Origin of the sequence: Microvirga soli (assembly GCF_016734765.1) — a bacterium.
Classification (GTDB): domain Bacteria; phylum Pseudomonadota; class Alphaproteobacteria; order Rhizobiales; family Beijerinckiaceae; genus Microvirga; species Microvirga soli.
The window spans coordinates 129,296-146,019 of record NZ_JAERQE010000004.1 but is presented as its reverse complement, the minus strand read 5'-3'; the positions used below and the strand labels follow the sequence as shown (position 1 = coordinate 146,019).

Below are 16,724 nucleotides of genomic sequence, written 5' to 3'. Positions count from 1 at the left end.
GGGTAAAGCTGATCCATGCGTTGCCCTTACTGCGGGGGCCTGGATACCCAGGTGAAGGATTCCCGCCCTACGGACGATTCCTCGTCCATCCGCCGCCGCCGCATCTGCCCTGATTGCGGCGGCCGGTTCACCACCTTCGAGCGGGTGCAGCTGCGCGAACTCACGGTGGTGAAGCGCTCCGGCAGGCGCGTTCCCTTCGATCGGGACAAGCTCCAGCAATCGGTGGACGTGGCCCTGCGCAAGCGGCCCGTGGAGCCCGAGCGCGTCGAGCGCATGATCAACGGCATCGTGCGCCAGCTCGAGAGCATGAGCGACGGCGAGGTCTCGAGCGAGCAGGTGGGCGAGCTCGTCATGGAAGGGCTGAAAGGCCTCGATGACGTGGCCTATGTGCGTTTCGCCTCTGTCTACAAGAACTTTCGCGAAGCCAGGGACTTCGAGGAGATTCTTGGCAAGCTGGCCGAAGGCGAAACTGAGGACGACCTGCCGCTTCCACCCAAGAAGAAGCGCGCCCCGAGCGAGCCATGACCGACCCCGGAGCCAGGGGACTGCCGCCTGACCGCACCTGCCGCGATGAGCGTTTCATGCGCCTCGCGATTGCGCTCGGGTCACGGCGTCTCGGCATGACCTGGCCCAACCCGTCGGTGGGAGCCGTGCTGGTCGACGAGAGCGGCGACGTGCCCGTGATCGTCGCGCAAGGCGTGACACAATCGGGCGGCAGGCCCCATGCGGAACGCATGGCCCTGGAGGCAGCAGGCGAGCGGGCGCGGGGCGCGACGCTCTATGTCACCCTCGAGCCCTGCGCCACACGCAGCAGCCGGAATCATGGCCCCTCCTGCACCGATCTCATCGTGGCCGCCGGGATCGGGCGCCTCGTGGTCAGCATCGCCGATCCGAGTCCGCATGCGGCCGGTCAGGGGCCGGAGCGCTTCGCTCTTGCGGGTATCCCGATGAATGTCGGCTGCCTTGCCGAGGAGGGCGCGAGGCTTCATCGTGGCCACATCACCCGCGTCACGAAGGGGCGGCCCGCCGTGACCGTGAAACTCGCCCGGAGCACGGAAGGCTTCGCCGGATCGCGCCATGGCCCGCGTCTGATCCTCACGGGTGAAGTCGCTCAGGCGAAGGTCCACTTAATGCGGGCCCATGCGGATGCCATCATGGTCGGTGTCGGAACGGTGCTGGCGGACGATCCGCTACTGAACGTCCGCTTGGCTGGCTTGGAGGGCCGCGCGCCCGTCCGCATCATTGTCGATTCCAGCTTAAGGACTCCTTTGACATCGAGGGTTGCAGCCGGTGCGCGGGAGATCCCGACCTGGATTCTGACGACGGTGGAAGCATCCGTAGACGCCGAAAAAGCGCTCACGGCGCAGGGTGTCGAGGTGCTGCGGGTCTCGGCCGATGCATCCGGCCGCGTCTCTCTGCCCGAGGCCTTGCAGTTGCTCGGCACGCGCAGGATCACGCAGGTGTTTTGCGAAGGCGGGCCGGAACTCGCGGACGCCCTTGCGACAGCCGATCTCATCGATGATCTGGTCCTGATCACCGGCCGTTCCGCACGAGGCCAGGGCGACGTTCCGGCGCTCGGCGCTTCGCTGCAGGATCGCATGGACCATCTCGATTTATGGGCCGAGGAGCAGATCGGTCCCGATCTTTTCATGTTCTGGGAGAGACCCTGATGTTTACGGGTATCGTCACCGATGTCGGTGAGGTCGCAACGGTGGAAGGGTCCCAAGGCACCCTCAAGCGCCTGCGCATCCATTCGTCTTATGATCCTGCCACCATTGTGCTCGGTGCCTCCATCGCTTGCGGCGGGCCGTGCCTCACGGTCGTGGCCTTCGGTGAGCGGGACGGTGGCTGCTGGTTCGACGTGGATGCCGCCGCCGAGACCCTGGAGCGCACCACCGTGGGTGAGTGGCTCGCCGGCACCAGGGTCAATCTGGAGCGCTCCCTAAAGATCGGTGACGAACTCGGCGGCCATATCGTGACCGGGCATGTGGACGGCGTCGCCACCATCGTGGCCAAGGAGTCGATCACCGCCGGTGATGATCCCTGGGGGCCGACAGCCCGTTTCACCCTCAAGGTTCCGCCGGCTCTCGCTCAATTCATCGCCGAGAAGGGCTCCGTCTGCCTCGACGGCACGTCGCTCACCGTGAACACGGTCAACGACGACATGTTCTCCGTGCTCATCATCCCGCACACGCTCACTGTTACCACTTGGGGCGAACGGCAGGTGGGCGACAAGCTCAACCTGGAGGTCGACCTCATGGCCCGCTACGCGGCGCGGCTTGCGGACGCGCGCCGGGCGGGGTAGGGGAACGCTCAACATTTCCCAATTGTCATGGCTCCGTCCTCATCCTGAGGAGGGCCGCAGGCCCGTCTCGAAGGAGATTCCAGTACGCTCTGGATCCTCCTTCGAGACGGCGCTTCGCGCCTCCTCAGGATGAGGTGGATGCTTACGAAGGTCCCGAAAACTTCATGGTCGCGCATTCCGACAAGCCGAAAAGCCCCCGTCCGCCGGTTCCCGGTGCCCGCATCCTTGTCGTCGAAGCCCGCTTCTATGACGACATTGCCGATGAGCTTCTGCGCGGCGCGCAAGGAGCCGTCGAGGCGGCGCAGGCTACGATGGATGTGTTGACCCTGGACGGCGCCCTCGAGATCCCGGCCACCATCGCCATTGCGCTCGACGCCGCCGAGAAGGCCGGCAAGCCCTACGACGCCGTCGTGGCTCTGGGTTGCGTGATCCGCGGCGAGACCGGCCACTATGATATCGTTGCCGGCGAAAGCGCCCGCGCGCTCATGGATCTGTCGGTGGAGCGTCGCATCCCGCTCGCCAACGGCATCCTGACTGTCGAGAATGATCAGCAGGCCTGGACCCGCGCGAGCGTGAATGAATTGAATAAGGGTGGGGGCGCGGTGGAAGCGGCGCTCGCCGTCCTGCGCATCAAACAGAAACTGGAGGCCTGATCATGACGAAGCCAGCAGAGCGCTCGGCCGCTCGCCTCGCTGCCGTCCAGGCACTATACCAGATGGACATTTCCGGCAACACAGTCATCGACGCGCTCGCCGAGTTCGAAGCCTTCTGGATCGGCCGCGAGGTCGAGGGCATCGAGTTCAAGCCGTCCGACACCAATTTCTTCCGCGATATCCTGTCGGGCGTGGTCAAGAACCAGCGCGACATCGACGTCAGGATCGATAACGCGCTGGCCACCGACTGGCCCCTCAAGCGCATCGAGGCGGTGCTGCGCGCCATCCTGCGCGGAGGTGGCTATGAGCTGATGTTCCGCAAGGACGTGCCGGCCCGCGTCGTCATCACCGAATACGTGGACGTGACTCACGGCTTCTACGGCGACGATGAGCCCGGTCTCGTCAATGCGGTGCTCGACAAGGTCGCCCGTGAGGTGCGCCCCGGCGAGCTGGAGAAGAAGGCCGCCGGCCAGGGCGGGCGATAACGTAAAGAGGCAAGGTGGCCGTCCGATGAGTGCGAGCGAACGCCCGAGCGAGGACAGCCTCATCGCGCGTTTCTTCGCTCCCATCGCCGGAGAAGGCGCCCTCGGCCTCAAGGACGACGCCGCCTGCCTGACTCCGAAACCCGGCCACGACCTCGTCCTGACCACGGACGCCCTCGTCGAGCGCGTCCATTTCCTGCCAGAGGATGCCCCCGGCTCCATCGCCCGCAAGGCGCTGGGCGTGAACGTGTCGGATCTCGCCGCGAAGGGCGCGGAGCCTGCCGGATTCCTCCTGAGCCTCGCCCTGCCTGACGGCTGGACCGAAGGCTGGCTTGCGGATTTCGCCGCCGGACTCGGAGAGGCCTCCCGCGATTTCGTCTGCCCGCTCCTCGGCGGAGACACCGTGAAGGCGAGGGGGCCGCTGACCCTCTCCGTGACTGCGGTTGGGCAGGTTCCGACCAGTCGCATGGTCCAGCGCACCACGGCGCAGGTCGGTGACCTCATCTGCGTCACCGGCACCATCGGCGATGGTGCCTTGGGGCTCAAGCTCCGCTCCGCCCCGGCCTGGAGCGAGGTTCTCTCGCCGGACGAGAGGGCGCATCTCGCCGACCGTTATCTCCATCCCCAGCCCCGCCATCGGCTCGCTGCCGCCCTGCGCAATCACGTCAGCGCCGCCATGGATGTCTCGGACGGACTTGCGGGCGACCTCGCCAAGATGATGAAGGCCAGCGGCGTCACAGCAATCGTCGAGGCGGATCAGGTGCCGCTTTCGGCTGCGGCCGCCAGGGCTATCCAGGAATCGCCCGATCTGCTGGACTTGGCTCTCACCGGCGGCGACGATTACGAGATTCTCTGCACTGTTCCGGAAAAGTCTCTCGACAGGTTCCGCCAGGAGGCCGATAGCATCGGCATTCCCCTGTCCGTCATCGGCCGAGTCGTCTCAGGAGACGGTCGGCCGGTCTTTCGGATGAACGGTCTCGAAAGACGCTACGATGTCGGCTCCTACCAGCATTTCTGACACTGCCTTCCAGGCGCCTTCCAGCGACAGCATCGCCAAGCACAACGCTGTCGTGCTGGCAGCCGCGATGGCGCTGGGCGGGTCCAGCCCCGCCATCGTGGTATCGCTCGGCGGCCTCGTGGGTCAGGCTCTCGCGTCGAATAAGGAACTCGCGACCCTTCCCGTGAGCCTGCTCAATCTTGGGCTGGCGCTCGGCACCATTCCGGCCGCCATGCTCATGCGCAAGGCAGGGCGTCGCATCGGCTATGTGGTCGGCGCAGGCATTGGCTTGGCCGGCGGCTGTCTCGCGGCTTTCGGCATCGCCTCCTACAGTTTCATGCTGTTCTGCCTGGGCACCTTGATCATCGGGAGCTACGGCTCCTTCAACCAGAGCTACCGCTTTGCGGCCACCGATGCGGCTTCCGAGGCCTTCAAGCTAAGAGCCATCTCCTGGGTCATGACCGGCGGGCTGATTGCCGGCGTGGTCGGGCCTCAGACTGTGATCTGGACCCGGGATGCCGTTGAGGCAGCCCCATTTGCCGGCGCCTTCCTGGGGCAGGCAGCCCTTGCCATGCTCTCGATGATCGTCGTGTGGTTCCTGCGGCCTGCACCGGTGAGCGTTGCCTCCACCACGGCGGGCGGCGGCAGGCCTCTGCTTGAAATCGTGCGGCAACCCCGGTTCATCGTGGCCGCCGGGACAGGCTTGGTGTCGTACAGCCTCATGACCTTCATGATGACGGCGGCGCCTTTGGCGATGATCGGCTGCGGCCATTCGGTCGGTGCCGCCGCGCTCGGCATCCAGTGGCATATCCTGGCCATGTTCGGCCCGAGCTTCTTCACCGGCCGTTTGATCTCACGCTACGGCAAGGGCCTGGTGACGGCGGCGGGGCTCGTGCTGATCGCCATGTCGGCTGTCATCGGATTGTCAGGCATCACCATCGCCCATTTCTGGATCACGCTGATTCTCCTCGGCCTCGGCTGGAACTTCGGTTTCATCGGCGCCACGGCTCTTGTGACCGACTGCTACCGTCCGGAGGAACGGGCCAAGGTCCAGGCGGCGAACGACTTCCTGATCTTCGGCTCGGTCGCCGTCGCCTCGTTCTCCTCGGGCAAGCTGCTGAGTGCCGGCCGCTGGGAAAGCGTGAACTGGCTGGTCTTCCCGCCTGTCGTCATTGCCCTAGCTCTTCTGGCTTGGCAGCAGAAGGCCAAGGTGATCGCACCCGCTAAAGTATAAAGGGCTTCCTGTGGGTTCTTTCCGCAGGATTGTTGCGAACTGCCTAGTTTTTTGCCACCAAATATAAAGTTCGCTGGGGGTAGGGGTCGCTCAAGGCCTAAAAACGAGCCTTGAGGAGCGGCTTTCTGCTTTCCCATAACAAGGATGGCATGATGGCACTCACCCTAATTATCTTGGGCGGGCTTCTCTCGATCGCGTATGGCTTCTGGGCCATTAGCGATGTGATGAAGCGGGACGCCGGTTCTCAGCGCATGCAGGAAATCGCCGGAGCGATTGCCGAAGGCGCGAAGGCTTACCTCCGCCGACAATACCTCACCATCGCCATCGTCGGCGTGATCCTGTTCGCGATCATCGCCTATCTGCTCGGTATCCGGGTTGCCCTCGGCTTCGCCATTGGCGCCATCCTCTCGGGTCTGGCGGGCTTCATCGGCATGAATGTCTCCGTCCGGGCCAATGTGCGCACGGCCCAGGCTGCGACCCAGTCTCTGGGCGGCGGCCTCGATGTGGCCTTCAAGTCCGGTGCCGTCACGGGCATGCTCGTGGCCGGTCTCGCTCTCCTCGGTGTCGCCCTTTATTACGGCTACCTCACCCGGATCGACGGCTTGGCTCCATCCGACCGTGTGGTCATCGACAGCCTTGTGGCCTTGGGCTTCGGCGCCTCGCTGATCTCCATCTTCGCCCGTCTCGGCGGCGGCATCTTCACCAAGGGCGCCGACGTGGGTGGCGATCTCGTGGGCAAGGTCGAAGCCGGCATTCCGGAGGACGACCCGCGCAATCCGGCCACCATCGCCGACAACGTGGGCGACAATGTCGGCGACTGCGCCGGCATGGCGGCCGACCTGTTTGAGACCTATGCGGTGACCGTGGTGGCCACCATGGTTCTCGCGGCGATCTTCTTCGCCGGGCAGGCCAATCTCGACACAATGCTGATGTATCCGCTCGCCATCGGCGCGGCCTGCATCGTGACCTCGATCATCGGCACCTTCTTCGTGAAGCTTGGTCAGAACGAGTCCATCATGGGCGCGCTCTACAAGGGGTTGATCGTAACCGGTGTTCTGTCCGCGGTGGCCATCGGCCTCGTGACCTGGCAGATGATCGGCTTCGGACCCATCACGGGATCGGAGTTCACCGGGCAAGACCTGTTCTGGTGCGCCCTCATCGGCCTTGCCGTGACGGCTCTCATCGTCGTCATCACCGAATACTACACCGGCGTCGGTTTCCGCCCCGTGCGGTCCATCGCTCAGTCCTCGGTGACCGGCCACGGCACGAACGTGATCCAGGGCCTCGCGGTCTCGTTGGAATCCACCGCGTTGCCGACCATCGTGATCATTGCGGGCATCATTGTCGCCTTTAAGATGGCTGGCCTGTTCGGCATCGCCATCGCAGTGACGGCCATGCTGGGCGTTGCTGGCATGATCGTGGCCCTCGACGCCTTCGGTCCGGTGACCGACAATGCAGGCGGAATTGCCGAAATGGCCGGCCTGCCGAAGGAGGTCCGCAAGTCCACGGACGCTCTCGACGCCGTCGGCAACACCACCAAGGCGGTGACGAAGGGGTATGCCATCGGTTCCGCAGGCCTCGGTGCCCTGGTGCTCTTTGCAGCCTATACGTCGGACCTGAACTACTTCACCCAGAACGCGGCGCAGTATCCGTACTTCCAGGGTGTGGCTCCGAACTTCTCCCTGACTAATCCCTATGTGGTGGTCGGGCTTCTGTTCGGCGGCCTCATCCCGTTCCTGTTCGGCGGCATCGCCATGACGGCTGTCGGCCGGGCAGCCGGTGCGGTCGTCGAGGAAGTGCGCCGTCAGTTCCGGGAGAAGCCGGGCATCATGGCCGGCACCGACCGTCCCGATTACGGCCGCGCCGTCGACATGCTGACCCGGGCTGCAATCAAGGAAATGATCGTGCCGTCGCTCCTGCCGGTGCTGGCACCCATCGTCACCTACTTCGTGGTCTACTGGGTGGCGGGCAAGTCCGAGGCCTTCTCGGCCGTCGGCGCCATGCTGCTGGGTGTGATTGTGACGGGCCTCTTCGTCGCCATTTCGATGACTTCGGGCGGCGGCGCCTGGGACAACGCGAAGAAGTCCTTCGAGGACGGCTTCACGGATGCCTCCGGCACCACCCACCACAAGGGCTCGGAGGCCCACAAGGCGTCCGTGACCGGCGATACCGTCGGCGACCCATACAAGGACACGGCAGGCCCTGCCGTGAACCCGGCGATCAAGATCACCAACATCATCGCCCTGCTTCTCTTGGCCATCCTGGCCCACTCGTAAGAGCGGCAGCCCTGAATGCACGAAACCCGCGGTGAAAGCCGCGGGTTTTTTCCATAAAGCGTTCAACAAAAATGGCCGGGACTAAGCCCGGCCATCGAGAATTCCAGCAGATCCGGCTCAGGTCCCGAACGGGTTGAAGCTGCTCGCGCCGCGGAAGATCTGTCCGAGGAAGCTCGATTCCTCGCCGCCGGCCGGGGTGGTGCGGCTGATGAAGTCGAAGACTCGGCCGTCCTGCAGGCCATAAAGCGCGACGCGCTCCACGCGGAGGCCGCTGTCGAAATAGACGGCCGTCACCTGCTGGTCCACAACCTGCTCGCCCATGAACTGCAGAGAGCGGCGGGACTTCTGGCTGATGTAGTACCAGTTCCGGTTGCCGACGGTCGACACGGTCGAGGGTGTTCCGAGGGTCTGGAGGACCTGCTCGGCGTTCATGCCCTTTTTCACCTGGGAAATGGCGCGCTCATCCACGACGTAGCCGCGCTGGAACTCCTCGCCCACGCCGGTGCAGGCCGCAAGGGAAGAGGCGAGAAAGGTTGCAGCAGCCAGGCGCACCAAAAGAGGAGGATATCGACGCATCGTACGGTTCTTCCAGAAATGCGGCGCGGATAAGCTTGCGCCTATGGACCGTGATGGCGTAACCCGAGGCTACGATTTTGACAAGCTTTGGAAGGGCAGGGCTGTGATCTTCAGTCTCTTCCGCAAGGATCCCCGGCGCACCATCATCGCCACGCTCTACAAGAGCGTTGCGACCGCATCCCGTGAGCCGGGGCTCTATGCGTCACTCGGCATCCCGGATACCGTCGAAGGTCGGTTCGAGGCTCTGTCGCTCCATATGATCCTGTTGCTTCGGGCCCTGCGCCAAATGCCGCCGCCGGCCGACGAGGTTGCCAAGGACCTGACCGACGCCTTCTTCCGGGACATGGATGCTTCCTTGAGGGAGATGGGGGTAGGCGACACGGTCGTCCCCAAGCGGATGAAGAAGATTGCCGAATCCTTCTATGGAAGGGCGCAGGCCTATGACGGTCCGCTCAACGCCTCCGACGTGGCGGAACTCGCTTCGGCCCTTGGCCGGAACGCCTATGGCAGCGAGGCACCGGCCACCGCTCTTGCGCGTTATGCTCTCGCGGCCGATCAGGGATTCGGCGGCGTTGATCTCGATGCGCTTCTCAAGACGGGGCCGGCCTTCCCGGAACCCGAAGCCTTCGCATAAGGAGGAAACGTGATGACACCTGAAACCGTGGGTCCGTTGTCGCGGCTCGTCGACGTCATGAGGGTTCCGCCTCGGGGGCAGGACGTGCGCGTGGAAGCAACCGCCGAAGAATGCGCCGCCCTCGCGCGGGATTTCGGGCTTCCAGCGATCCGGTCGCTCAGCGGCGACTATCACCTGAAGACATCTGCCAAGGGGATCAATGTGACGGGGGTGATCAAGGCCTCGATCACCCAGATCTGCGTGACGACCCTGGAGCCCTTTGACTCCAACGTCGAGGAGGAGGTTGAGGTGGATTTCGCCGAATCCTCCGGTATGCCGGCCGAGCCGCCGACCGACATCAATGAGGATGAGCCCCCGGACGAGATCGTGAACGGCCAGATCGACCTGGGCGCCCTCACGGCCGAGTTCCTGGCCCTCGGGCTCGACCCTTACCCGCGCAAGCCGGGGGTAGACTTTGACTATAGGGATCCTTCCGACGAGAAGGATTCGCCCTTTGCGGCCCTCAACAAGCTGAGGGAAGGCAAATAGAGGGCGGTTCTGCGTCACCGTTTTCGCCGCCTGCCGACCTTCTCCAGGAGGTTCAGAATTCAGTTGCGGAGCCCCCGCAAACCGCTATTTTTCGCCCCCTGTTGAATGACTTAAAAGAAAGAACAACCGTTCATGCCGAAGCCGGTGCGTATTTCGCTTGATGCGATGGGAGGCGACCACGGCCCGCCCATTGTGATCCCAGGCGCTGCCTTGGCCTTGGAGCGCCACCCCGACCTGCGCTTCCTGATGTTCGGCAATGAGACGGTGATCGCGCCTCTGCTGGATGCGCACCCAAGGCTGAAGGCGGCCACGGAGCTGCGGCATACCGATATGGCGATCTCCATGGACGAGAAGCCGAGCCAGGCCATCCGCATGGGGCGGGGCAAGTCCTCCATGTGGCGTGCCGTGCAGGCGGTCCGTGACGGGGAGGCGGATGCCGCGGTGTCGGCCGGCAACACCGGAGCCCTCATGGCGACCGCCAAGGTCTGCCTGAAAACCATGGCGCATATCGAGCGCCCGGCAATTGCCGCCATGTGGCCGACCATGCGGGGCGAGAGCATCGTGCTCGATGTGGGGGCGACGATTGGCGCCGATGCGGGGCATCTGGTCGACATGGCCATCATGGGAGCCGCTATGGCCCGGATCGTCTTCGATCTCGAGCGTCCGACCGTTGGGCTCCTCAACGTCGGCACGGAGGAGATCAAGGGAATCGAAGCGGTCAAGGAGGCCGGTCGGATTCTCAAGGAGACGAGCCTCCCGAACCTCGATTATCGCGGCTTCGTCGAAGGGGACGATATCGGCAAGGGAACAGTCGATGTGGTCGTGACAGAAGGGTTCACGGGCAACATCGCCCTGAAGACGGCCGAAGGCACCGCCAAGCAGATCGGCCAGTATCTTCGGTCGGCCATGAGCCGGACCCTGATGGCCAAGATCGGCTACCTTTTCGCGAAACAGGCTTTTAACGCTCTCCGGGACAAGATGGACCCGCGCAAGGTCAATGGAGGCGTGTTTCTGGGCCTCGAGGGAGTTGTGGTGAAAAGCCACGGCGGAACCGACGATCTCGGCTTCGCCAGCGCCATCGATGTCGCCTATGACATGGCGCACTTTGAACTGATGAACACAATCCGGAGCATGCTCGATCATGATCCGGTCGGGCAGACTGTCTAGAGCATAGGAATGCTCTTAACTTTTTGGAATAGCATGATCTTTTCGGGCAACGGGTCTCCACTCGTCCGGATCATGCTGTAGGAAGGCGCATCTTGAAACGCACCCGTTCCATCGTACGCGGCGTCGGCTCCTATCTGCCGAGGCGCAAGCTGACGAACCAGGATCTCGAGAAGCTGGTTGATACCTCTCACGACTGGATCGTGCAGCGGACCGGCATCGAAGAGCGGCATATCGCCGAGGACGACGAGACCACGTCGGTTCTCGGCATCAAGGCGGCGGAAGCAGCCCTGGCCGATGCCGGGCTTACGGCCAACGACATCGACCTCATCATCTGCGCGACCTCGACGCCCGACTATACCTTCCCGTCGACGGCCACCATGATCCAGACCGGCCTCGGCATGACCCATGGCATGGCCTTCGACCTGCAGGCGGTCTGCACGGGCTTCGTCTATGCCGTGGCCACCGCCGATAAGTTCCTGCAATCCGGCTCGCACAAGCGTGCTCTCGTGGTGGGGGCGGAGACCTTCTCGCGGATCCTCGACTGGAACGACCGCACCACCTGCGTGCTCTTCGGCGACGGCGCGGGCGCCCTCGTGCTTGAAGCCCAGGAGGGGGAGGGCACCTCCGCCGACCGCGGGGTCCTGACGTCCCACCTCCGTTCCGACGGACGGTATCGGGACAAGCTCTATGTGGATGGCGGTCCGGGTTCCACGAAGACCACCGGCGTGCTCAAGATGGAGGGCCGCGAGGTCTTCAAGTTCGCCGTCGGCATGGTGGCGGACGTGGTGCAGGACGCCTTCAAGGCGACGGGCACAAGCGCCGAGGAGCTGGACTGGTTCGTGCCGCACCAGGCGAACCGACGCATCATCACCGCAAGCGCCGACAAGCTGGGCATTGCCCCGGAGAAGGTGGTCATCACCGTCAACAAGCACGGCAACACCTCGGCTGCCTCGATCCCGCTGGCATTGGACACAGCCCGAAGAGATGGCCGGATCAAGGATGGCGACCTCGTGATGATCGAGGCGATCGGGGGTGGCTTCACCTGGGGAAGCGCCTTGATCCGCTGGTAAGATCGAGGCAATTCAACTCTGGTGGTATCGGTCATTCGTACCTTGGCGGTTGACCGTAGGGAGCCATCTGCATAGCGTCGTCAAAGGACGACAGGACCAACGAACTCAAGTGCGCTGGGGAGCTCAATGGCTGGCAAAACGATAACGAGAGCGGATCTAAGCGAGGCGGTTTACCAGAAGGTGGGCCTGTCGCGGACGGAATCAGCGGAGCTGGTGGAGCGGGTCTTGGCTGAGATCTGCGACTCGCTGGCCGCCGGCGAGACCGTCAAGCTGTCCTCCTTCGGCTCGTTCATCGTGCGCAGCAAGGGCGAGCGCGTCGGGCGCAACCCTAAGACCGGGGTCGAGGTTCCGATCGACCCTCGCCGGGTCATGGTTTTCAAGCCTTCGAATGTCTTGAAGGCGCATATCAACGGTGAGACCTTCGAAGGCGAGGATTGATCCGGATGGCGAGCGGCGTCATGGACAAGAGCCCCGACGCATTCCGCACGATCAGCGAGGTCGCCGACGATCTCGACGTGCCCCAGCATGTGCTGCGGTTCTGGGAGACCCGGTTCAACCATATCAAGCCTCTCAAGCGCGGCGGTGGGCGCCGCTACTACCGTCCGGATGACGTGGACCTGCTCAAGGGCATCCGCCATCTGCTTTACGGCGAAGGTTATACGATCAAGGGGGTTCAGCGGATCCTGAAGGAGGAGGGGGGCCGCTTCGTCCAGGGCATCGGCCGGGGCGAGCAGAGTCTCGCGGCGCTTCAGCCCGAGGACAACGGTGCCCATCCCGATGAGGATGGTTCACCCTCCGAGAGTTCATTGCCCGAGGAGGACGATCTCCCGCTTCCGTCGCAACGCGAACTGTCGCATGAGGCGCTCCGCGGGCTCCAAGGAGCTCTGGAAGAGCTCTATGAATGCGACCGGGTACTGACCTCCTTGAGGAGCTCTGGAGATGCTGTCGTGGTGGAATAGCAGCCACCGGGCAACCGCCATCCGGCTTCGGGCGGCAACCGGGCCTGCATTATGAGCCTTTTCGCAAAGCAATCCAAAATGAATGCCTTGCACCCTTGACAGGGGGATGGGCGGCTCTTAAACCGCACCCACACCGCTTCGGCGGTCCGATGCGCGGGCGTAGCTCAGTCGGTTAGAGTGCCGGCCTGTCACGCCGGAGGTCGCGGGTTCGAGCCCCGTCGCCCGCGCCACTTCTCCCCTTTTCCAAAGATCAGAACCAAGGCGAACCCTCAGGGCTCGTGCGGGTGCTATTGGCCCAGAGTCAGTCCAGTGGACTGCTCGAAATGGCGCCTCTGGCCATGCATTCTCCCCTCGAACTGGAATGGTTTGGCGAAGCTGGACGTTATGAGGAGGAAAGCGCGAGGCTCCTCCATGTCGACGTCTAGATGGTTCACGAGTTTTTCCAATTGGGTCGCTCAGGTTACCGGCCGCCCGATCACCTTCGGGTTTTGCCTCCTGGTGATCCTGGTTTGGGCGTTTTCAGGTCCCTTCTTCGGTTTCTCCGACACCTGGCAGCTGATCGTGAATACGGGGACAACCATCATTACCTTCCTGATGGTGTTTCTGATCCAGAACACCCAAAACCGGGACGGAGCTGCGATTCAGGCCAAGCTTGATGAACTGATCCGGGCCAGCGCGGCTCAGAACGTGTTTATCGGTATCGAACATCTGACTCAGGAAGAGCTGGACGAGATTCGGGCCAAGTGTGAGGCGAAAGCCAAGGCGGAGACTGCCGCGAGCCGCGCCGAGGCTGCAGCCAACCGGAAGGCGGCCCATGCGGCCGAGAAAGCTACATCCTAGTTTGGAATGGTTCTTTTTGCGGCAGTGCAAACACTTGTCAGGGAAGGGGATCTCAGCTAAGGCTCCGGCGCAATCAGCGTGATGTCGCAGGGGGGTGTTTTAGGCCTTTCTGAGGCTTAAATGCGTTGCAGATTGCCGGCCCCGGGCCGGATTCCTGTCCTTCTAGGTGTCGTATGACGAATCTCCTCGCCGACTACCTGCCTCTCGTCATCTTTATCGGCGTCTCGCTCCTGATCGGGGTCGCGCTGCTCGTGGCGCCGTTCATCGTCGCCTATAGCCGCCCTGACCAGGAGAAGCTGTCCGCCTATGAGTGCGGCTTCAATGCGTTTGACGATGCCCGCATGAAGTTCGACGTACGGTTCTACCTCGTCGCCATCCTTTTCATCATCTTCGACCTCGAAGTGGCGTTCCTGTTCCCCTGGGCCATTACGTTCGGGAATCTCGGCTGGTTCGGCTTCTCCTCCATGATGATCTTCCTTGGAGTTCTGACGGTCGGCTTCATCTACGAGTGGAAGAAGGGAGCCCTCGAATGGGATTGATCTCCGACAACCAGTCGACCATGGTCGCTCCCGCTCCGCGCGGCATCATCGACCCGAACACCGGCAAGCCGGTCGGCTCGACGGACCCTTACTTCGTCTCCATCAACGAGGAATTGTCCGACAAGGGCTTTCTCGTCACCTCGACCGAGGATCTCATCACCTGGGCACGCACTGGCTCGCTCATGTGGATGACCTTCGGCTTGGCCTGCTGCGCCGTCGAGATGATGCAGATGTCCATGCCGCGCTATGATGCCGAGCGCTTCGGTTTCGCGCCCCGCGCCTCACCCCGTCAGTCGGACGTGATGATCGTGGCCGGTACGCTCACCAACAAGATGGCTCCCGCGCTCCGCAAGGTCTACGACCAGATGCCGGAGCCGCGCTACGTCATCTCCATGGGCTCCTGCGCCAACGGCGGCGGTTACTATCACTATTCCTACTCCGTGGTTCGTGGCTGCGACCGCATCGTGCCGGTCGACATCTACGTGCCGGGCTGCCCGCCCACGGCTGAGGCACTCCTCTACGGCGTGCTCCTTCTGCAGAAGAAGATCCGCCGTACCGGTACCATCGAGCGCTGAGCAAAGGTCATTGTATGAGTGCTGAGCTCCAAGCCCTGAGCGACCATATCGCCTCGTCCCTCGGCGCAACTGTCGTGGAGCGTGCGATCGCCTTCGACGAGCTGACTATTGTCGCCCGTCGCGAGGAGATCGTGCAGGTGGTGACCTTCCTGCGGGACGACCCGCAATGCCGGTTCGTCTGCTTCATCGACATCTGCGGCGCGGATTATCCGGCGCGCGAGGAGCGGTTCGATGTGGTCTACCACTTCCTGGCGCCGCACCATAACCGGCGCATCCGGGTGAAGGTGATGACCGATGAGGCGACGCCGGTTCCCTCGCTCGTAGGCCTCTTCCCGGCGGCCAACTGGTATGAGCGCGAGGCATACGATCTGTACGGCATCCTGTTCTCAGGCCATCCGGACCTGCGCCGCATCCTCACGGACTACGGCTTTGAGGGGCATCCGCTCCGCAAGGACTTCCCGATGACCGGCTATGTCGAGGTCCGCTACGACGATGGGCAGGGACGCGTGGTCTACGAGCCCGTGAAGCTCAATCAGGAATTCCGCAACTTCGACTTCCTCTCGCCCTGGGAAGGCACGGATTACGTGCTGCCGGGCGACGAGAAGGCCAAGGCTTAAAGGAGCGGAAAGGGCGAACCATGGGCGAGCATAATATCCGCAACTTCACGATCAATTTCGGCCCGCAGCACCCGGCGGCACACGGCGTTCTGCGCCTCGTGCTGGAGCTGGACGGTGAGGTGGTCGAGCGCGTCGATCCGCATATCGGCCTGCTTCACCGCGGCACCGAGAAGCTGATCGAGTACAAGACCTACGTTCAGGCCAATCCTTATTTCGACCGGCTCGACTACGTCGCTCCGATGAATCAGGAGCATGCCTTCTGCATGACGGTCGAGAAGCTCCTCGGAATCGAGGTGCCCCGCCGCGCCGAGCTGATCCGCGTCCTCTTTTCCGAGATCGGACGTCTTCTCTCGCACCTTCTCAACGTGACCACGCAGGCCATGGACGTCGGCGCGCTCACGCCGCCTCTCTGGGGCTTCGAGGAGCGTGAGAAGCTCATGATTTTCTACGAGCGGATTTCCGGCTCGCGGATGCATGCCAACTATTTCCGGCCCGGCGGCGTCAACATGGACATCCAGCCGGAGCTGATCGACGATATCGAGGCTTTCTGCGATCCGTTCCTGCAGGTGCTGGACGATCTCGACACTCTCGTGATCGGCAACCGCATCTTCAAGCAGCGTAACGTCGATATCGGCGTTCTAACCTTGGATGATTGCTGGAAATGGGGCTTTTCCGGCCCTATCGTCCGCAGTTGCGGCGTAGCCTGGGACCTGCGCAAGTCGCAGCCGTACTCCCTCTACGAGGAAATGGATTTCGACATTCCCGTGGGCCTGAACGGCGACAATTACGACCGTCAGGTCATCCGCATGGAAGAGATGCGCCAGAGCGTCCGCATCATGCGCCAGTGCCTCGACAAGCTGCGTGCGCCGGACGGGCAGGGGCCTGTGACGACGCTCGACGGCAAGGTCGCTCCGCCTTCGCGCAAGGACATGAAGCGCTCGATGGAAGCGCTGATCCACCACTTCAAGCTCTACACGGAAGGGTTCCACGTCCCGGCGGGCGAGGTCTATGCCGCTGTGGAAGCCCCGAAGGGTGAATTCGGCGTCTATCTCGTGTCGGACGGCACCAACAAGGCCTATCGCTGCAGGATCCGTGCTCCGGGCTTCGCCCATCTGCAGGGCATGGACTTCATGTGTCGCGGCCACATGCTGGCTGACGTCGCAGGCGTCCTGGGTTCCATCGACATCGTGTTCGGTGAGGTCGACCGCTAAGGAATACCTGCCCCGTCGCCGGAGCAGGAAGCCACGCTCTTTGAAGCGTGCTGAAATGGTT

Annotated in this window: 20 protein-coding genes and 1 tRNA gene; 20 read left to right on the top strand and 1 reads right to left on the bottom strand. The window is 63.2% G+C overall.

Annotated features, from left to right (window positions below; genetic code table 11):
• The first annotated feature begins 15 nt into the window (after nucleotides 1–15).
• From nrdR to JKL45_RS05980, 8 genes are all read left to right on the top strand, one after another.
• Nucleotides 16–525: a transcriptional regulator NrdR gene (gene nrdR / locus JKL45_RS06015; protein ID WP_201860205.1), complete on the top strand. Its 510-nt coding sequence runs from the start codon at nucleotides 16–18 to the stop codon at nucleotides 523–525.
• Nucleotides 522–1,670, top strand: a complete 1,149-nt coding sequence (gene ribD, locus JKL45_RS06010) for a bifunctional diaminohydroxyphosphoribosylaminopyrimidine deaminase/5-amino-6-(5-phosphoribosylamino)uracil reductase RibD (protein ID WP_201860204.1) — start codon at nucleotides 522–524, stop codon at nucleotides 1,668–1,670. Before nrdR ends, ribD begins: the two co-directional genes overlap by 4 nt.
• Nucleotides 1,670–2,305: a riboflavin synthase gene (locus JKL45_RS06005; protein ID WP_201860203.1), complete on the top strand. Its 636-nt coding sequence runs from the start codon at nucleotides 1,670–1,672 to the stop codon at nucleotides 2,303–2,305. The genes ribD and JKL45_RS06005 overlap by 1 nt, the downstream gene beginning before the upstream one ends.
• 164 nt (nucleotides 2,306–2,469) lie before the next feature.
• On the top strand, nucleotides 2,470–2,958 hold the full coding sequence (gene ribH, locus JKL45_RS06000) for a 6,7-dimethyl-8-ribityllumazine synthase (protein WP_201860332.1): 489 nt from the start codon (nucleotides 2,470–2,472) through the stop codon (nucleotides 2,956–2,958).
• A 2-nt stretch (nucleotides 2,959–2,960) separates the two neighbouring features.
• The gene (gene nusB, locus JKL45_RS05995) at nucleotides 2,961–3,443 is read left to right on the top strand and encodes a transcription antitermination factor NusB (protein WP_201860202.1); all 483 of its coding nucleotides are present in this window, start codon (nucleotides 2,961–2,963) and stop codon (nucleotides 3,441–3,443) included.
• 25 nt (nucleotides 3,444–3,468) lie between these two features.
• Nucleotides 3,469–4,458: a thiamine-phosphate kinase gene (thiL, locus tag JKL45_RS05990; protein WP_201860201.1), complete on the top strand. Its 990-nt coding sequence runs from the start codon at nucleotides 3,469–3,471 to the stop codon at nucleotides 4,456–4,458.
• Nucleotides 4,433–5,671 carry an MFS transporter gene (locus JKL45_RS05985; RefSeq protein WP_201860200.1) on the top strand — a complete coding sequence of 413 codons (1,239 nt, stop codon included), beginning with the start codon at nucleotides 4,433–4,435 and terminating at the stop codon, nucleotides 5,669–5,671. The genes thiL and JKL45_RS05985 overlap by 26 nt, the downstream gene beginning before the upstream one ends.
• A gap of 149 nt (nucleotides 5,672–5,820) precedes the next feature.
• Nucleotides 5,821–7,947, top strand: coding sequence for a sodium-translocating pyrophosphatase (locus JKL45_RS05980; RefSeq protein WP_201860199.1), 2,127 nt, complete (start codon nucleotides 5,821–5,823; stop codon nucleotides 7,945–7,947).
• Nucleotides 7,948–8,064: 117 nt separating this feature from the next.
• Here JKL45_RS05980 and JKL45_RS05975 read toward each other — a convergent pair whose 3' ends face one another.
• Nucleotides 8,065–8,523, bottom strand: coding sequence for an outer membrane protein assembly factor BamE (locus JKL45_RS05975; protein ID WP_201860198.1), 459 nt, complete (start codon nucleotides 8,521–8,523; stop codon nucleotides 8,065–8,067).
• 103 nt (nucleotides 8,524–8,626) lie between these two features.
• Here JKL45_RS05975 and JKL45_RS05970 point away from each other — a divergent pair, with 103 nt between their 5' ends.
• From JKL45_RS05970 to JKL45_RS05915, 12 genes are all read left to right on the top strand, one after another.
• A complete protein-coding gene (locus JKL45_RS05970; protein ID WP_201860331.1) occupies nucleotides 8,627–9,157 on the top strand; it encodes a ubiquinol-cytochrome C chaperone family protein in 531 nt (176 codons plus the stop codon).
• A 12-nt stretch (nucleotides 9,158–9,169) separates the two neighbouring features.
• Nucleotides 9,170–9,685, top strand: coding sequence for a YceD family protein (locus JKL45_RS05965; protein WP_201860197.1), 516 nt, complete (start codon nucleotides 9,170–9,172; stop codon nucleotides 9,683–9,685).
• A gap of 132 nt (nucleotides 9,686–9,817) precedes the next feature.
• A complete protein-coding gene (gene plsX / locus JKL45_RS05960; protein WP_201860196.1) occupies nucleotides 9,818–10,852 on the top strand; it encodes a phosphate acyltransferase PlsX in 1,035 nt (344 codons plus the stop codon).
• A 92-nt stretch (nucleotides 10,853–10,944) separates the two neighbouring features.
• The gene (locus tag JKL45_RS05955) at nucleotides 10,945–11,922 is read left to right on the top strand and encodes a beta-ketoacyl-ACP synthase III (RefSeq protein ID WP_201860195.1); all 978 of its coding nucleotides are present in this window, start codon (nucleotides 10,945–10,947) and stop codon (nucleotides 11,920–11,922) included.
• 126 nt (nucleotides 11,923–12,048) lie between these two features.
• Complete coding sequence (locus JKL45_RS05950) at nucleotides 12,049–12,360, top strand: integration host factor subunit alpha (protein WP_009491113.1); 312 nt, start codon at nucleotides 12,049–12,051, stop codon at nucleotides 12,358–12,360.
• A gap of 20 nt (nucleotides 12,361–12,380) precedes the next feature.
• Nucleotides 12,381–12,881, top strand: a complete 501-nt coding sequence (locus JKL45_RS05945; protein ID WP_201860330.1) for a MerR family transcriptional regulator — start codon at nucleotides 12,381–12,383, stop codon at nucleotides 12,879–12,881.
• Nucleotides 12,882–13,034: 153 nt separating this feature from the next.
• Nucleotides 13,035–13,111: transfer RNA gene (locus JKL45_RS05940), tRNA-Asp, on the top strand.
• 136 nt (nucleotides 13,112–13,247) lie between these two features.
• The gene (locus JKL45_RS05935) at nucleotides 13,248–13,721 is read left to right on the top strand and encodes a low affinity iron permease family protein (protein WP_201860194.1); all 474 of its coding nucleotides are present in this window, start codon (nucleotides 13,248–13,250) and stop codon (nucleotides 13,719–13,721) included.
• A 173-nt stretch (nucleotides 13,722–13,894) separates the two neighbouring features.
• Nucleotides 13,895–14,260, top strand: coding sequence for an NADH-quinone oxidoreductase subunit A (locus JKL45_RS05930; RefSeq protein ID WP_201860193.1), 366 nt, complete (start codon nucleotides 13,895–13,897; stop codon nucleotides 14,258–14,260).
• Entirely contained in the window at nucleotides 14,251–14,835 is a 585-nt protein-coding gene (locus JKL45_RS05925) for a NuoB/complex I 20 kDa subunit family protein (RefSeq protein ID WP_201860192.1), read from the top strand. The genes JKL45_RS05930 and JKL45_RS05925 overlap by 10 nt, the downstream gene beginning before the upstream one ends.
• A gap of 14 nt (nucleotides 14,836–14,849) precedes the next feature.
• Complete coding sequence (locus JKL45_RS05920) at nucleotides 14,850–15,452, top strand: NADH-quinone oxidoreductase subunit C (protein ID WP_201860191.1); 603 nt, start codon at nucleotides 14,850–14,852, stop codon at nucleotides 15,450–15,452.
• 20 nt (nucleotides 15,453–15,472) lie between these two features.
• Entirely contained in the window at nucleotides 15,473–16,663 is a 1,191-nt protein-coding gene (locus JKL45_RS05915) for an NADH-quinone oxidoreductase subunit D (RefSeq protein WP_201860190.1), read from the top strand.
• Nucleotides 16,664–16,724: the final 61 nt, after the last annotated feature.